We start from the raw sequence: 15,806 nt of genomic DNA, 5'->3' as shown, positions 1-15,806 counted from the left end.
CTCTTTTTGGTTTTCGACCCTCCTTTTTCCGGATTACTTTAAAGCGCTTGCTGCTGGCGCTCACAAATTTAGTGGATGCTCTCTGCCGCAGCTGAGCATTCATCTCCTCCGCCGCTTGAAGCTGGCATTGCATTTCCTGGTTTCGCCAGATGAGCCGCTCTTTGTCCCGTTTAAGCTCATTGACCAGGAAGATCAATTTCTCGATCTCTTCGTTGTTCTCGATCTCCTCAAGGGCGGGGGCCTGTTCGAGCAATTGGACCTTGCCCCGACGAAAAAGATGGATCCCTTTGATCGCGGAAAGAGCGGCTGCCGCGACCGTCGCGACCGATGCCGCCAGAACAACCGGGTTCCAAAACGAAACTCCTGGTCCAGCCGACAAAACTTCCGCCAATGCCATGGCCATCATTATCGCCTCTCTTTCGGAGTTATTTTAAAATGCCGCAGGGCGGAATTGAACCGCCGACGCACGCCTTTTCAGGGCGTCGCTCTACCATCTGAGCTACCGCGGCGCAAATGACCGGCCTGGGACTCGAACCCAGCACCACTTGCTTAAAAGGCAAGTGCTCTACCTGATGAGCTAGCCGGTCAATATCGTCTTTACAATTTTATCTTATCGCCATCATCTTGTAAAGAATTTTTTATAGCGGCCGATTTCCAGCTTAGCTCTTTTTTTGGTACCATTGCTGGTAAAACTTCTTAAAGCCCGCCTGCTTCTCTTTGATCTTTTGCCACCAAGGCCGGTTTTCCCGATACCAATCGATCGTTTCAAGCAATCCGGGCTCGAACGATTTAGCCGGACGCCAGCCCAGTTTCTTGATCTTTCCGCAATCAACAGAATAACGGCGATCATGACCGGGGCGGTCTTTAACCGGTTCGATCCATTTCTTGGGATCAAGATCAAGCGTTTTTAATATAAGCCTGGTTATTTCCAGGTTTTGCCGTTCGTTCCCTCCGCCAATATTATAGATCTCGCCGATCTCCCCCTTCCTAAGAACCAGGTCGATCGCCGAGCAATTATCTTCGACATAAAGCCAATCGCGCACATTCCTGCCGTCGCCATAAAGCGGGACCTTCTTCTTTTCCAGCAAATTGGTAATAAAAAGAGGGATCAATTTTTCGGGATATTGATACGGCCCGTAATTATTGGAAGAGCGCGTGATAACCGCCGGAACCCCATAGGTCCGGCAATATGAACGGACAATTAAATCACCACCGGCTTTCGAAGCGGCATAAGGAGAATTCGGCTCCAGGTTGGACCGTTCGTTGAATGAGCCATGTTCAGTGCTACCGTAAACCTCATCGGTTGAAACATGCAAGTAGCGGGCGACCTTGTGCTTCCTGACCGCTTCAAGCAGGACCATGATCCCATAAACATCGGTCTGAATAAAAGAACCGGCCGAGACAATAGAGCGGTCAACATGGGTCTCGGCGGCAAAATTGACGATCATTCCTTTGGCGCCAAGCTTGGCAACCGCTTTATCGACCGCCATTGGGTCGCAAATATCCCCCTTTATGAAGGAATAACGGGGATCATGCTCGATGTCGAGCAAGTTTTCCAGGTTACCGGCATAGGTCAGCTTGTCAAAATTAATGATCTCAACTTCAGAATAATTGGTTAAAATGAAACGGATAAAATTACATCCGATAAACCCGGCCCCTCCGGCAACCAGTATCCTCATTTATCCTTCACCATTTTCTACCATCTTGGCGGCCCGCTCCAGAGACTCAAAGGTCCCCGCGTCGCTCCACCAGCCGCTGATAATATCAAAGCCCAATCCGCCGCGTTTGGCATAGGCCCGATTGACATCGGTTATCTCCAGTTCTCCGCGACCCGAAGGTTTAAGTTTTTTTATTATGGTAAAAACTTCGGCATCAAAAAAGTAGATCCCGGTCACCGCAAAATTGCTCTTTGGCCTTTTTGGTTTTTCTTCAATGGAAACGATTTTGTCCCCATTTAATTCAACCACACCAAAACGCTGAGGGTCTTGGACCTTTTTGATCAGGATCCTGGCCCCGCGCGTTTGTTTAGAATATTTTTCCACAAAGAAGGATAAGTCATCCTGGAAAATATTATCCCCCAAAATAACGATCATTTTATCTGACCCGACAAAATTTTCGGCCAGGCCAAGCGCTTGAGCGATCCCCCCAGCTTCGTCCTGGACTTTATAAGTAAAACGACAGCCAAATTCCCTGCCGCTCCCAAGGAGATTAACAATGTCCCCCATATGCTCAACGCCGGTAACGATCAGGATCTCTTCAATGCCGGCATTAACCAGTTTTTTTATCGGATGATAGATCATCGGCCATTTCCCGACCGGTAAAAGATGTTTGTTGGTTACTTTGGTCAAAGGATAAAGGCGAGAACCGGTCCCGCCCGCCAATATTATCCCCTTGATCTTTTTGTTCATGATTTGACGCCCAAAACTTTTTTTTGAATAGCGATCAACTGATCGATCGCTTTTCCCCCTTGATCGACTAATTTATCAAGGGTAGTTTTTGAGAACGGCTCCTGCTCCGCCGTCCCCTGGATCTCGACCAAACGTCCCGAACTGGTCATCACCAGGTTCAGGTCAACTTCGGCCTGAGAATCTTCGTCATAGGCCAGATCGACCAAACAATCAGAATCGACCACCCCCACGCTGACTGCCGCCACAAACTCTTTGATCGGCGCGGGACCGATCGCGTCATACAAAGCGACAAAACTTCCGGTAATTGCCGCCGTCCTGGTCCCTCCGTCCGCCTGAATAACGTCGGCATCAATGATCACCGTCTTCTCCCCCAGTTTTTCCAGGTCGACCACGGCGCGCAGCGCCCGGCCGATCAGCCGCTGGATCTCGTGGGTCCGTCCTTTGACCCGGCCGTTGCTCTCCCGCTGGTAACGGCCGCTGGTCGCGCCGGGAAGCATCCCGTATTCCGCTGTAACCCAACCAGATCCGGTCCCCCGTTTATGGTCCGGTACTTTCTCCTGGATGCTCGCGGTGCAAATGACCTTGGTATTTCCCATCTCGATCAGGACCGACCCGGCCGGATACTTCAGGTAATTTCTGATCATTCTGACCGGCCTGGTCTGATTGGGGGTCCGATTGTCTGACCGCTTCACTTTTCTTCCTTTACCTGGGTTGTTTTCGACAACTGCTCGCGCCCCGCTTTGATCGTTCGCAAGACCCTGACCGAGGTCGCCTCCAAATTGGCCAAAACTTCATCGGCATATTTATCGGCGCCGCCGCGGATCTCTTTTGCCAACTGATATGCCTGCTCGATTATCTCCTGGGTTTTACCTTCAAAAATCCCTTTGTGCTCAGGCTCCTGCCCGCCCGGTTGATGATGAACCGGTGATTCACCGGCATCATTGCGCACGATCGCCTTCTTGGCGAAATCAGATCCCCCCTGCTGGACCAGCCTGATCTTGTCGATGATCGAAAGGACTTTAACCTCGTCCACAATGACCTTCTTGGAAAACGGGACCTTGGTACTGTCAAGAATGATCGACTCCAAAGTGTCAAGCAAACCTAATATCTCCATAATTTACCGCGCTCCTTTTTTTAATTTCTTCAGGCGCTGTGCCACCGGAGCCGGGACAAGATTGGCAATGTCCCCTCCCAGGCGGGCAATTTGTTTCACAAAACTTGAGCTCAAATATGAATACCGGTAATCGGTCATTAAAAAGACCGTTTCGATCTCCGGCGCCATCTGCCGGTTGGTCAGGGCCATTTGAAACTCATAATCGAAATCGGAAACAGCGCGCAAGCCGCGGACGACCGCCCGCGCTTTTTTTTGACGGACAAAATCGACCAGCAGTCCGTCAAAACTGTCGATCTCAACATTGTCGCAGTGGAAAGAAGAAGATCTGAGCATTTGCAGCCGGTCGGGCAGGGAAAAAGCGGCTTTTTTTTCGGGATTGCGGATGATCGCCACGATCACTTTATCGAACAGGCTGGCCGCCCTCTCGATAATATCCAGATGGCCGTTGGTGATCGGTTCAAAGCTTCCCGGGTAAACCGCTATTTTCATTTTTTTTCCTGTAAAAATTCAAGACTGTTTCGCCGTAACTGGCTTCTCGGTACAACTCGATTTTACCATAGACCCGGTCCAATTGATGCTGTTTGCGGTGTTCCGCGATCAAGATCCCATCCGGTTTCATCAGCTCCGACTCGGACAGCTTCTCCATTACTTTGGCCAGCAACGGACTATCGTAAGGAGCGCCAATATAGATCAGATCGAACCGCTCTCTTTTTCCCGCCAGGATACCGATCGCCCGGATAACATCGGCGTGAAATACTTCGGCCTGCCGGCTGAAACCGGTCAGTTCCAGATTTTCCCTGATCAGATCGACCGCGCTCCGGTTCAGTTCGACAAAAACGGCCCGGTTGGCACCGCGCGAAAGAGCTTCAATGCCGACCGCGCCGGTCCCGGCAAACAGGTCGAGAAACTCGCTTTCAACCGCTTTCGCGGAGAGAATATTGAACAAAGCCCCCCTGACCCGGTCAGTTAAAGGACGTGTGTTCAACCCCTTTCTGGGAGTCTTCAGCTGCCGTCCTTTGGCTTCCCCAGCGATTACGCGCACTTTCAATGTCCTTTTCTATCAGTTCCTGGGCAGCCGCCCGGGCATGCTGAATGATTTTTTCGTCCCTTATTATATCAGCTACCCTAAATGATGGCAAACCTGACTGTCTGACGCCAAAAAAGTCACCCGGACCGCGCAATCTAAGGTCCGCTTCGGCTATTTTAAAGCCGTCGCTCGTCTCCACCATTGCTTTGATCCGCGCCTTGGCTTCCGGAGTTTTCGGGTCGCCGACCAAAAAACAGAACGACTGTTCGCTCCCCCGGCCGATCCGGCCGCGCAGCTGGTGCAGCTGGGAAAGCCCAAATCTTTGGGCATGTTCGATCACCATTACGGTAGCATTGGGAATATCAATGCCGACCTCGATAACCGTGGTTGAAACGAGAACATCAAGTTTTTTATCCTTAAACGATCCCATGATCTGGTCTTTTTCAACGCTTTTCATCCGACCATGCAGCAAACCGATCCGCAGTTCGGGAAAGATCTCTTTTTGCAGGTGCTCCGCTTCCATAGTCGCCGCTTTCAGGTCAAGCGCTTCTGATTCCTCGACCAGGGGACAAACCACAAAGACCTGCCGCCCTTCATTAACCTTGGTCCTGATAAAGCTGAAACAATCGGAGCGGCGCGCTTCGGTGACAAAGAATGTTTTTATCGTTATCCGTCCCGGCGGGAGAGCATCAATGATCGTCCGATCAAGATCGCCATATAAGGTCAACGCCAGCGATCTGGGGATCGGGGTCGCGGTCATCACCAGGACATGGGGCGCGCGCCCTTTTTTAATTAAACTTGCCCGCTGATGGACCCCAAAGCGATGCTGCTCATCAATAACAACCAATCCTAATTTGTTAAAAAGCACCTTCTTTTCCAGCAAAGCGTGGGTACCGATCAAAAGATCGGCCTTTAACTGAGTTTCTTTCTTGCGACGGCCGGCGGTCGAGCCGGTCACCAGGTCAAGCTTGATCTTGAACGGCTCAAAGACCTTTCGCAGTTTTAAGAAGTGCTGCTGGGCCAGGATCTCGGTCGGGGCCAGGATCGCCGACTGAAAACCATTTTTCACGGCAATATACGCGGCAAACGCGGCAACGATCGTTTTTCCGGAACCGACATCCCCTTGCAACAGCCGGTTCATCGGGCGCCCGCTTTGGAAGTCGTTAAAAATATCGGACAGAGCTCCTTCCTGGGCCGCGGTTAAAGTAAACGGAAGCAAGCCCAGAAAAGCTTTTTTTGTCCGATCGTCAACCTTAAAAACATTCCCGGTAAGCTCTTCGTTCTTCTTCCGGTTCAGCAGCAAGCCAAGCTGGAAGTCAAGAAGCTCCTTATAAGCCAAATAGTTCCTGGCTTTTTCAATTTCCAGCAATTCCTCCGGGGCATGAAGAAGAGCTAAAGAGCGGCGTTCTTTGGCGTCTTCGATCAGCGGAAGATAGCTCTCAAGGGCGGTCTTGATCACCCCCCTGACCTTTTTTGGATAAAGCCCTTCGGTCAAACGGTAGACCGGAACGATCCTCGTCGGGTCGCCGTCGTCGATCTCAAAATCCTTCGGCAGGATCTGGAGCCGCCCGTCATACTCGGAATATTCCAGTTTGCCGGACAGGATCAGTTTCATTCCGAGGCGGAACGAGCGCAACAAGAACGGCTGATTGAACCAGACCGCCTGGATCCGGCCGGTTTCGTCGCCGATCAATCCCTTGATAATGGTGAACCGGTTGCGGGTGACCTGCGACTCAACTTTTAACAGTTCCCCCCGGACCACCTCATTATCCGAGGGATGGAGCTGGCTGATCGGTTTAATGGAACGACGGTCTTCGTAGCCGCGGGGAATAAAGTAAAGGAGGTCGAGAACCGTAAATATCCCGACTTTGGCAAATATTTTGGCAAGTTTTGGGCCGACCCCTTTGACATATTGGACGGGAGTTTGCAGGTTTGACATTATTTTACTTTTATTATATACTATAAATCTATGAGTTATAAGTGCTTTTCCTGCGGAAAAAAAGCGGTTACCGGCATGACCGTGTCGCATTCAATGCGGCACACCAAACGCCTTTTTAAGCCCAACCTGCAAAGGGTCTCGATCTTGGTCAAAGGGAAGAAAAAGCGGGAATATGTCTGCACCAAATGTCTCAAAGCCAATAAAGTCACCAAGGCTCTCTAAAATTATTCCTCACGCCTCTTAAATCTCTGGGTCGCGATCTCATCCATAAACTTCATTTCCAGGTCCCGCATGACCTTATTATATTCACCAAGCTTGCGCTCCCGGTGTTTTTCCATGATCTTTTTGTCTTTCATCGCCTCGACCAGGTGGGCTCGCTGTTCTTCCAGCTTCTTGCTTGAATCCAGGACTTTCTCGATCTGCTGGTCAAGGTCGGTCTTTAATACTTCCAGGTGAGCTTTCCGGCGCAGGACCTTGTCAAAATCGGAGATCGGTCCGCGCTTAAAAACGTTGCGCAGTTCGTTTTCTTTCCCCTGCTTTTGTTCTTTGATCTCTTCTTCTTTCTGTTTCTCGGTCATATACTCCTGCTGTTTTTCGGCGAACTTCTCCTGCTCTTTTTTCTCTTTGATCCCCCGGACCTTCAGGACCGAATCGAGATCATATTTAAATTTCTTTCCCGGTTTTGGCGCTGCCATTTAATGATCCTTTCTATTTGAAAATACTGATCAATCTGTTCACTGTGTCTTCATAAGAGACTTTTTCGAACGTTCCCTGTTTTAAAAATTCATTGACCTGGTCGATCTTGCTCAACGCGAAATCGATCTTCGGATTGCTTCCTTTAACGTACGCGCCAATGTTGATCAGGTCTTCGGCCTCTGAATAGCGGGCCAGGACCTCGCGCAGCTTGGCCGCCGCTTTCTTTTGTTCATCACCGGTAATACTGGTCATCAACCGGGAAATGCTGTGCGGCACGTCGATCGCTGGATAATGGTTGCGGGCCGCCAGATCACGAGAAAGCATGATGTGGCCATCTAATATGGAACGGGCATGGTCGGAGATCGGCTCATTGAAATCGTCACCCTCAACCAGGATCGTATAAAACGCGGTAATAGACGCTACCTCCGAAGTTCCGGAGCGCTCCATCAGCCGGGGCATCAGGGAAAAGACCGATGGAGTATACCCCTTGGTCGTCGGCGGCTCGCCTGCCGCCAGACCAATATCACGCTGGGCCATGGCAAAACGGGTGACCGAATCCATCATCAAGATAACATGTTTCCCCTTATCCCGGAAATACTCGGCGATCGCGGTCGACACAAAAGCCGACTTAAGACGAATAAGCGGCGGCTGGTCGGAGGTCGCGACGATCACCACCGATTTCTTGAGCCCCTCTTCTCCCAACGATTCTTCGATAAAATCCCGAACTTCACGGCCGCGCTCGCCAACCAGGGAAATGACGTTAATGTCGGCCTCGGCGTTCCGGGCGATCATCCCCATAGTGGTCGATTTGCCTACCCCGGAACCGGCAAAGATCCCGATCCGCTGGCCGCGTCCGACCGTCAACAAACCGTCGATCGCCCTGACCCCAAGGCGCATAACACTGGTTACCCGGGGACGCTTCACCGGGTCAGGAGGATCGGCATCGAGGGGACATTCTTTTTCCCAGTCGATCGGTCCCTTGCCGTCGATCGGTTCTCCAAGGCCGTTGAGTACCCGGCCAAGGATCGACGGCCCGACCTTGACCATTAATGGTTTACCGGCAGCAGTCACCTGCATCCCGGGAGCGATCCCGGCGGTAGAACCAAGCGGCATCAGCAAGACCCGTCCTTCCCTAAACCCGACAACCTCGGCGTAAGCTTCACGGCCCTCTTTTTCCAAACGGATGGAGCAAAGGTCACCGACCGAAACCCCGCCAACCTGCGCTTCAATGATCAAACCGACCAATTGAACTACTTTGCCGATCACTTTAACCAGATCGGCATGTTCGAGCGCTTTATGATATTTTTCAAAATCAATGTCAACTGGCATATTAAGACTCTTCCGCGGCGACTTTATGGAGGGCTTCTTCGATAGATTTTATTTTGGTAGCGATGCGGGCATCGACAAATCCCAGGTTGGTCTCAATAATACAACCCCCCGGTTCAATATTGGAATCTTCCAGGATCGAAAGGCTCTTGACCCCGTCAAGCATACCGGCCAGGCGGTCTTTGTAGCGCTTTAAATATTCGGCGTCTTCACGGTTGACCCTGACAATGATCTGTTCCCGGTCGGAAACCCGGCCGATCGCTTCGGTCACAATATTCAGGCAAACGTCGCGGTGCAGAGAAACTTCGGAACGGATAATTTGTTCGGCGACCCGGAGCGACAGGCGAAGTATCTCGCTCTCGGCATCCTTAATGATCGTTTTGCGTTCTTTAACCGCTTCGTTGATCGTTGCTAGCGCTTCCTGGATCTTTTGCGCCGCTTCTTCTTTCCCTTCAACCTTCCCCTCATCAACCGACTGCTGCCTGATCCGATCGGCTTCGGCTATAGCTTGATCAATAATTCTTTGGGCTTCAGACCGAGCCCGGTCAAGATTTTCCCCCGACGCCCTGATGACAGCTGAAGTAGTTGAAGGGGCCGGGATTGGGGGAGCTTCCCGGCGCGGCATTGGCGCGACCGGATTGATCCTCTCGATCACGACCGTTCCTTTTTCCTCCAGCCGGTCCCGTTTGATCAGTCCCATCGGTTAAAAAACTTTTTCCGCGAATAACTGATGAAACCTTTCTTCGATCATCGGGCGAAGAAGGGTTTTCTTCAGATTCCGCGCCAGTTCTTCGATCATTAGCCGCTCCCGGGGCATGGCGGACAGGACCCCTGTTTTTTCCTCCTCCGGGACCATAGAAAGAAGAAAAGCGACAGTTTGCGGCCTTTCGTACATTAAAAATCCAAAATTCTTTTTTGGCACGGGCGAATAATTTCTGGCGGCAGGAGGATTCAATCCTGCCCGCGGGGCCGGAGCGGCAGGCAGGGCCAGGAATCCCTGATAATCAGACAAAACCTCCTGCAAAGCCTCCGGTGACGGGGTCGGCAAATGGTTGATCCCGGCAGCGATCAAATCCGCCAGTTCATCGGGCAAATAGCGCAAGACCCGGGAGGAGACATCCGCTCCCAGGATCGATAAAAATATTGTCGCTTTTTCCCGTCCGGTTAACGTCATGTTATTCACTTAACCATTTTTTTAAAAGGTCGGCGATCTTTTCCGGGTTCTGCTCAACCGCGTTCCTGACCCGATCAACCCCGGATGGCGCTGGCGGAGGGGGCGGCGGAGCGGGAACATTTCCTGGTGACCGGCCAGGCTCGCGAGGCAGCTCTTCCTGCCGTCCGCGGCCGAACACTAAAGACCAGAGCCAAAACAAAATCACCAGCCCAACAACCCCTCCCGTCCCCCAGATCACCCAGCGGCGAAAGTTGACCGAGTTTAAAGCAAACAATTGCCCCGGGTTTTTGACTTTTTTAACGATCTTTTTATCGGCTGCCGGGGTCGCCAGATGAAAGGGAACTTTCTGCAGGATAATAATATCGCCGCGTTTTTTATTGTGGCCAACAGCAGCCGCTACGGTCGTAAAGGTCGCCTGCTTTAACTTGGCGGTCAGATCGATCCGATTATCGATCAAAATAACGGTGTTAAGTTTTTTGACCTTGATATCCTTGAGTTTTATCTCGTTCTCTTTCATCGGCTGGATCGCCACGCTGACCTTTACGATCGAGCTGTTTGGTGGATAAAACCGGTTCAACAACTCCTGCGCTTTCCCGGAAAGTTCTCTTTCCAGGTCCCGGATCGCTTCGGTCTTGAGAACGATCTTTTCCCCTGGAGGAAGCTCCTTTTCAACGATCGCTTTCGGCTCGCTCTTGATCTCTTCTTTCTTTACCGCCGGCTTTTCCTCTTTTTTAACCTCTACCTTTTCAACTTCTTCCTTTTTTGCTTCCTCTTTTGCTTTTTTCTCAACCGGGACGGCCGCTTCCTTGGTCAGGATAATGTCTGGTTCAACGATTTGCGGCAGCATTTTAGCCGGGGGAGGAGGAGGAATCATCCCCTCGCCAAGGCCACTGACCGGCTGACCGGCATTGGTCGAAAGGATCCGGCCGGAATCGTCGATCACCGTCACGTTTTCGGTCTGCAGGTTCTCGACGCTGCTCGCCACCAAATGAACGATCCCGTTAACTCGGGCCGGGGTCAGCTCAAAACCAGGGCGCAAGCGGAGCAGGACCGAAGCGGTGACCGGCGCCACCGCGACCGCGAACAATTTTGTCTCTGGAATAACAACCTGGACCCGAACATCCTCGATCCCTTCGATCCTTTTAATGGTACGGGCCAATTCTCCGGAGATCGCCCGGATCAGCTGGATTCGCCGGTCAAAATCGGTCGCCCCCATTTTGGTCTCGTCAAATATCTCCCATCCGACCGAGCCGCCGATCGGCAGGTTCTTTTCGGCCAGGCCAAGGCGGGCTTCGTCCATTTTATCTTTAGGAACGGCAATAGCCTTCCCACCCTCTCTGATATTGTAAGGGATCTTCAGCTCCTTAAGCCTGGCGACAACGTTAGCCGCATCTTTAAGGTCAAGATTGGAATAAATGACGGAATAGCCCGGATTCCGGTTGAAATCGCTGGTGGAGCATCCCCGAATAAAAAGGAATATAGCGGAAAAAATAACGACCAGAACAACCCCGCCAACCAAGAGCATCCTGCGCATATCAAAACCAGCTGGTGCTTCTGCCATCTATTTATTCCTTCCTTATATCTGCATTTGGGTTATTTCTTTGAACGTGTTAACCGCGCCATTGATAGTTGTGACCGCCATTTGGACCATGACACTCGCCTTTGATTGGGCGACCATGACGTCATGCAGCTCAACCTCCCCGCGGGAATAACGATCGATCATCTGATTCGCATGAAACTCGGACCGGCTAACCCCGTTGAGCGCTTCAATGGTCTTATTTAGCACATCATCAAACATGTTGCCGGAAAGCGGCCGATCCCCGGTAAGAGCGGCAGCGGCTGAACCGATCGGCGCCGCAGAGGTCGTCCCCGGCGCCTGAGCGATCAAGGTATCATCTCCCATCAGCTGGGCTAAACGCAAGTCGGCACTGATCGGTTTGATCGCCATATTTGGTCCTCCTTATTGGATCTGCAGGGCATCCTGCAGCATCTTCTTTGTCGCGTTGAACGCGGTAATGTTCGCTTCGTAATATTTTGACGCCTCAACCATGCTGGCCATTTCAGTCGACATCTTAACATTAGGCATCAAGACATATCCCTGTTCATCGGCATCAGGATGACCGGGATTATAAACCCTTTCGAACGGAGCTTTATCGTCAACAACTTCAACCTTGACCCCGCCGCCGGTCGCCAAACGATTTTCCGCCTGGCTAAGGGTCTGCGCAAAAGTGATCGGTTTTTCCGAATAGACGGCAACCTTTCTCTTGTACGGCTCGCCAAAAACCGTTCGGGTGGTGCTGGCATTGGCCAGGTTGGAGGCGATCAGCTCTTGAGTGATCCGCTGCGCGTCCATCCCATCGACGCTGATCCTCATCGCTTGGTTAAGCCCCATAACTCACCTACTTCCTTCCCTGCGAAGCAATTGACTTCAAAATAGCGATCTTTGAAGACATCAGCCTCACGTAAGAAGAATATTTCACCGAATTGTCGGTTAAAGCCGATAATTCATCTTCCAAAATAACATCCTTGTTCTCCTGGCGCTTGACCGCTTTCATTAATTGTTCGTCAAACTCCATCGCCTCATAGCCAGCGGTCTTGGCATTAGCTATGTTCTGGGCAATGACCGCCTGGCGCTTGGTCGAGATCGTCATTGACCTTTCCAGCTGGCTTAACGCGTGATCAAATACTTCCATAAACTATTTCAACCTCTTTTTTAAGGCGGTGATCGCCTTGTTCAAGACCCGGCAAACCTTTGGGCGGGAAAGGTCAAGCTTTTCCGCGATCGTCTTTTGATTGATCCCTTTATGAAAAAAGAGCTCAAGGACCTGTCGTTGCTGCGCCGGAAGATTGCCGATCTCAAACCTGATCCTCTCTTTTAACTCGGCAAAGTCGGCATCGGACGCCGGATTCCCCTCGGTCGGCGCAAAAACTTCGGAACCGGTGGTCTGCATCTCTTCGATCGATAACAAATACATCAGGGCGGAAGCGGAAACGATCTTTTTAATCCGCTTGAGCGCCTGCTTAAATTCATCCTCCGACAACTCCTTTTTCTCCAGCAGTTTTTCTTCTTCATCGTCATTTTTGTTTTTCTTGCGGTCAACAACCGAGCCGACCCCGTTCTTGGCCAGGTCCCTGACCATGACCTGGACCCGGTAAGGGACCGGATTGTAATTTTTCAATCCATCAAGGATCTCGCCCCGGATCCGATAAGACGAGTAAGTCTCGAATTTAACCCCACGGTTCGGGTCGAAATTATCCCACGCCTTCATCAGGCCGACAGTACCGTCGGAAACAAGATCATCGTATTCAATATTTGGGGGAAGCCCTTTGGCCGAAACCATGGAAGCGATCGAGTGGACCAGCGGCATATACGCTTCCACTGAAAACGGCGCTCCTTTTACTCCTGTTGATTTTTTCTTCATTTTTCCTCGCTAACCGTTTCCGCCAGCCAGGCCGGGCGAGCGGATGAAGCCATCTGCCTGGCCAGCTGATCGACTAAAATATCCGAAGTAAAAGCCGAATAAGTCGCCTGACTGCTTTCCCCCTCTTCTTCGGCCGGCCCCAGCTTCGGCATCTTTAGCGTCTGCTTAAGCATTTCCTTGTAAAACATCGTCATGAATTCTTCTTTGACCTGTTCCTCCCGGCTTAACCCGGCCGACGCGGCCTGCGCGACTGCCGGATTAAAGGCAACAGGGGAAATCCCTTCAATCATATTAAATGACCTCCAGTTCGGCTTTGATCGCTCCGCTCTTCTTAAGCGCCTGAAGGATCGAGATCAGATCTTTGGGGGAAGCGTTAATGGCATTCAACGCCCTGACCAGTTGAGAAAGGGTCGGCGCTGCCGGCACTACCCGCAGTTTAGCACTTGTCTTATCAAGCCGCGCCCTGGTTATAGTCTGATATTGGTCGGCGGTAGCGGCCCCGGAATCAGCGACCAGGGCCACATCTTTGATAGTTACATCTATCCCGCCGTAAGACACAGCAACCGGCGCGATCACGACATTTTCTCCAATGACGATCGTTCCGGTCCGTTCATTGATCACGATCCTGGCAACAGTATCAGGGGTAACCCTGATCGCTTCAATTTTTGAAACCAGCGCAACATAATCCTCCCCGGCATCGGAAGAGACCAGGATCGTCGCCGCGTCTTTGGCATCGGCGTTCAAACCGGCTTTCCGCAAAGCGGCAACCACCCGATTCGCCGAAGTGAAATCGGGCTGGTTCAAGACCAGGGTCACGGTCCCGGTCTTGCTGGTCGTGACCGCGACCTCTTTTTCAACCAGCGCCCCGCCAGGGATCCGGCCAACAGTCGTTGTTTGTTGTTTAACATACGGAAAAGATTCGGCCCCAACTACCACATTCCCCTGGCCAACCGCGTAGATCTGGTCGTCTACACCCTGCAATGGAGTGGTCAAGAGGGTCCCCCCCTGCAAAGAGGTGGCGTCACCAACCGATGAAACGGTAACATCAATTTTGTCCCCCGGCTTAACAAATGGCGGCAGGACGGCAGTCACCATGACCGCGGCGGTATTTCTGGTCTTAAAATCGACCGCCTGGGGAATGACTCCCATTCGGGAAAGAACATTGGCCAGCGCTTGCTGGGTAACTTCATTTTGCGATCGGTCTCCGGTATTGCGCAACCCAACCACCAGGCCAAAACCCATCAGCTGATTGTCCCTGGCTTCAAGAACCCGGGCAATATCTTTGAGGCGAACCGGGGGCGATGCGGCATAACTGGCTGTGCAAACACAAACAGCCAGCAAAACAAAGATCAATGTTTTTTTCGCTCTTTTCATTTCAGGCAATAATATCATTTCTTTTTGCTTTAGAAAAGCCAATTAATTATTCTGGTCATCCAACCAGGAGTTTCCGAATCGGCAACCGAGCCGGTCCCCTTGACCGAAACGCTCGCGTTAGCTACCTGATAGGAATAAACCGTGTTCGTATTGGAAATATCTTTGGTCCGAACCAATCCGGTAAAAGTGATCTCCTGCAATTCATTGTTCACTTCAACCTTATGGTGTCCCTCGACCGATAATATGCCGTTCGGCCTGATCTCGTTGATCCAGGCGGCAAACCTCGCCTGGACATTGCTCCCTCTGGTCGTCTGCCCCCCGCCGTCATATTTATTGGCCAGGTTGACCGTCGCCGAATTATTGGAGCCAAGGACCGGAGCCAGCCGGGCAAAAGTCTGGCTGTACTTAAATGACAGGTCGTCTTTGACATCAGTTTTGGTATTGGCCAGGTTCCTGGCATTTGAGTTTTCCATGATGATAACGTTGATCAGGTCTCCAACCTTGTAAGGTTTTTGAGGGGAATAAGGAGAAGACCCTTTTTCGCTCCACAGTGAATCGGCCGCCGCCAGGCCTGAAAGCAGGACCCCGATCAGTATAGCGGCATAGAATTTTCTCATTTGATTTCCACCTCAACTTCTTTTTCGGACAGGACCTTACCGAATAAAATCTTCGGCGAATCTTTTTTTCTGACCTTTATCTGCTCTCCAAGATAGCCGTTCTCCAGAGCCAGCCCATCGGCCCTGACCCCAAGATCTGAGGCTACTACAACCAGGCTGATCTCGCTTCCGGCCCGAATGACAGCCGGCTCGCGGAGCATCCACTCAAACACCGTGCTGTTTTGCGGAACCGGGATCTTGGTCTCTTTTCCCAGTAACGTTTCGATCGCGGTCAAATATTTTTGCGGCAGCATCGCGACATCCCTGACCTCGTATTTGAAGTCTTCGCTTTGCTGTGCCTTGTTGCGCGGGAGCTTCCTGGCCGCAACCACCACCTTTTTTAGGACCTCGACCTTCGCCCGGACAAAAAGCTTGCTGGTCTCCCCCTTTGTCTTGACCTGAACCGGAAAGATCACGTTGCCGATCGGCTTAAAATCAGAAAAAACATCCAGGATCTTGCAGGCAGCCGAGGCATCGTCCAAATCCAGGAGAGCGGCATCTTTATCGTTTAGCCTGATCTCAACTTGCAGCTGGCTCTTGGCAAAATCAGGATATCTGGCGACAACGAACAACTTGATCGCCTCAACGATCTTGTCTTCGACCGGCGACGCAAAAACCGCGCCGGCCGCGCAAATAATCAGCAAAACTGTAGTTATAGATCTTTTCATCT

22 protein-coding genes and 2 tRNA genes are annotated in these 15,806 nt (G+C 51.5%); 1 reads left to right on the top strand and 23 read right to left on the bottom strand.

Translation table 11 applies throughout. The annotated features are described in order from the left end of the window. The 10 genes from KKF06_01055 to recG all read right to left on the bottom strand — a co-directional run. The coding region (locus KKF06_01055) for a hypothetical protein (GenBank protein MBU1616353.1) at positions 1-397 on the bottom strand (397 nt) is incomplete at its 3' end. 39 nt (positions 398-436) lie between these two features. Continuing rightward, a tRNA-Phe gene (locus tag KKF06_01050) sits at positions 437-509 on the bottom strand. 5 nt (positions 510-514) lie between these two features. After that, positions 515-587 (bottom strand) — tRNA-Lys (locus KKF06_01045). 72 nt (positions 588-659) lie between these two features. Then, positions 660-1,679, bottom strand: a complete 1,020-nt coding sequence (rfbB, locus tag KKF06_01040; GenBank protein ID MBU1616352.1) for a dTDP-glucose 4,6-dehydratase — start codon at positions 1,677-1,679, stop codon at positions 660-662. After that, positions 1,680-2,396, bottom strand: coding sequence for an NTP transferase domain-containing protein (locus KKF06_01035; protein MBU1616351.1), 717 nt, complete (start codon positions 2,394-2,396; stop codon positions 1,680-1,682). It abuts the gene before it with no gap. 8 nt (positions 2,397-2,404) lie between these two features. Next, a complete protein-coding gene (gene rph, locus KKF06_01030) occupies positions 2,405-3,100 on the bottom strand; it encodes a ribonuclease PH (protein MBU1616350.1) in 696 nt (231 codons plus the stop codon). Then, positions 3,097-3,522 carry a hypothetical protein gene (locus KKF06_01025; protein ID MBU1616349.1) on the bottom strand — a complete coding sequence of 142 codons (426 nt, stop codon included), beginning with the start codon at positions 3,520-3,522 and terminating at the stop codon, positions 3,097-3,099. Before KKF06_01025 ends, rph begins: the two co-directional genes overlap by 4 nt. A gap of 3 nt (positions 3,523-3,525) precedes the next feature. After that, positions 3,526-4,011 (bottom strand): pantetheine-phosphate adenylyltransferase, encoded by a 486-nt coding sequence (gene coaD, locus KKF06_01020; GenBank protein MBU1616348.1) that lies wholly within the window; start codon positions 4,009-4,011, stop codon positions 3,526-3,528. Further along, positions 3,980-4,564: a 16S rRNA (guanine(966)-N(2))-methyltransferase RsmD gene (gene rsmD / locus KKF06_01015; GenBank protein MBU1616347.1), complete on the bottom strand. Its 585-nt coding sequence runs from the start codon at positions 4,562-4,564 to the stop codon at positions 3,980-3,982. The genes coaD and rsmD overlap by 32 nt, the downstream gene beginning before the upstream one ends. Continuing rightward, positions 4,485-6,488: an ATP-dependent DNA helicase RecG gene (recG, locus tag KKF06_01010; GenBank protein ID MBU1616346.1), complete on the bottom strand. Its 2,004-nt coding sequence runs from the start codon at positions 6,486-6,488 to the stop codon at positions 4,485-4,487. The genes rsmD and recG overlap by 80 nt, the downstream gene beginning before the upstream one ends. A gap of 30 nt (positions 6,489-6,518) precedes the next feature. Here recG and rpmB point away from each other — a divergent pair, with 30 nt between their 5' ends. Beyond that, positions 6,519-6,710 carry a 50S ribosomal protein L28 gene (gene rpmB, locus KKF06_01005; protein ID MBU1616345.1) on the top strand — a complete coding sequence of 64 codons (192 nt, stop codon included), beginning with the start codon at positions 6,519-6,521 and terminating at the stop codon, positions 6,708-6,710. Between the two features lie 2 nt (positions 6,711-6,712). On the opposite strand, the gene fliJ is transcribed toward rpmB, so the two are convergent. From fliJ to flgA, 13 genes are read right to left on the bottom strand one after another with little or no spacing between them, the layout of a single operon-like run. Further along, a complete protein-coding gene (gene fliJ / locus KKF06_01000; GenBank protein ID MBU1616344.1) occupies positions 6,713-7,183 on the bottom strand; it encodes a flagellar export protein FliJ in 471 nt (156 codons plus the stop codon). A gap of 13 nt (positions 7,184-7,196) precedes the next feature. Then, positions 7,197-8,513: a flagellar protein export ATPase FliI gene (gene fliI, locus KKF06_00995; protein MBU1616343.1), complete on the bottom strand. Its 1,317-nt coding sequence runs from the start codon at positions 8,511-8,513 to the stop codon at positions 7,197-7,199. A gap of 1 nt (position 8,514) precedes the next feature. After that, positions 8,515-9,210, bottom strand: a complete 696-nt coding sequence (locus KKF06_00990; GenBank protein ID MBU1616342.1) for a hypothetical protein — start codon at positions 9,208-9,210, stop codon at positions 8,515-8,517. Between the two features lie 3 nt (positions 9,211-9,213). Next, on the bottom strand, positions 9,214-9,684 hold the full coding sequence (locus KKF06_00985; protein MBU1616341.1) for a hypothetical protein: 471 nt from the start codon (positions 9,682-9,684) through the stop codon (positions 9,214-9,216). Between the two features lies 1 nt (position 9,685). Beyond that, on the bottom strand, positions 9,686-11,245 hold the full coding sequence (gene fliF, locus KKF06_00980; GenBank protein MBU1616340.1) for a flagellar M-ring protein FliF: 1,560 nt from the start codon (positions 11,243-11,245) through the stop codon (positions 9,686-9,688). Positions 11,246-11,260: 15 nt separating this feature from the next. After that, positions 11,261-11,632, bottom strand: coding sequence for a flagellar hook-basal body complex protein FliE (locus KKF06_00975; protein ID MBU1616339.1), 372 nt, complete (start codon positions 11,630-11,632; stop codon positions 11,261-11,263). A 12-nt stretch (positions 11,633-11,644) separates the two neighbouring features. Further along, complete coding sequence (flgC, locus tag KKF06_00970; GenBank protein ID MBU1616338.1) at positions 11,645-12,076, bottom strand: flagellar basal body rod protein FlgC; 432 nt, start codon at positions 12,074-12,076, stop codon at positions 11,645-11,647. Between the two features lie 7 nt (positions 12,077-12,083). Continuing rightward, positions 12,084-12,377, bottom strand: coding sequence for a flagellar basal body protein (locus KKF06_00965; protein ID MBU1616337.1), 294 nt, complete (start codon positions 12,375-12,377; stop codon positions 12,084-12,086). Positions 12,378-12,380: 3 nt separating this feature from the next. Next, positions 12,381-13,106, bottom strand: a complete 726-nt coding sequence (locus KKF06_00960) for a sigma-70 family RNA polymerase sigma factor (protein ID MBU1616336.1) — start codon at positions 13,104-13,106, stop codon at positions 12,381-12,383. Next, positions 13,103-13,396 (bottom strand): hypothetical protein, encoded by a 294-nt coding sequence (locus KKF06_00955; GenBank protein MBU1616335.1) that lies wholly within the window; start codon positions 13,394-13,396, stop codon positions 13,103-13,105. The genes KKF06_00960 and KKF06_00955 overlap by 4 nt, the downstream gene beginning before the upstream one ends. A gap of 1 nt (position 13,397) precedes the next feature. Continuing rightward, entirely contained in the window at positions 13,398-14,480 is a 1,083-nt protein-coding gene (locus KKF06_00950) for a flagellar basal body P-ring protein FlgI (protein MBU1616334.1), read from the bottom strand. A gap of 29 nt (positions 14,481-14,509) precedes the next feature. After that, positions 14,510-15,097, bottom strand: coding sequence for a flagellar basal body L-ring protein FlgH (locus KKF06_00945; protein ID MBU1616333.1), 588 nt, complete (start codon positions 15,095-15,097; stop codon positions 14,510-14,512). Further along, complete coding sequence (gene flgA / locus KKF06_00940; protein ID MBU1616332.1) at positions 15,094-15,804, bottom strand: flagellar basal body P-ring formation chaperone FlgA; 711 nt, start codon at positions 15,802-15,804, stop codon at positions 15,094-15,096. The genes KKF06_00945 and flgA overlap by 4 nt, the downstream gene beginning before the upstream one ends. Positions 15,805-15,806: the final 2 nt, after the last annotated feature.

Source organism: Candidatus Margulisiibacteriota bacterium, assembly GCA_018822365.1.
In the GTDB taxonomy this organism is placed as follows: domain Bacteria; phylum Margulisbacteria; class WOR-1; order O2-12-FULL-45-9; family XYB2-FULL-48-7; genus XYB2-FULL-45-9.
The sequence above is the reverse complement of the archived record's forward strand: the minus strand, read 5'-3'. Positions and strand labels throughout refer to the sequence as shown.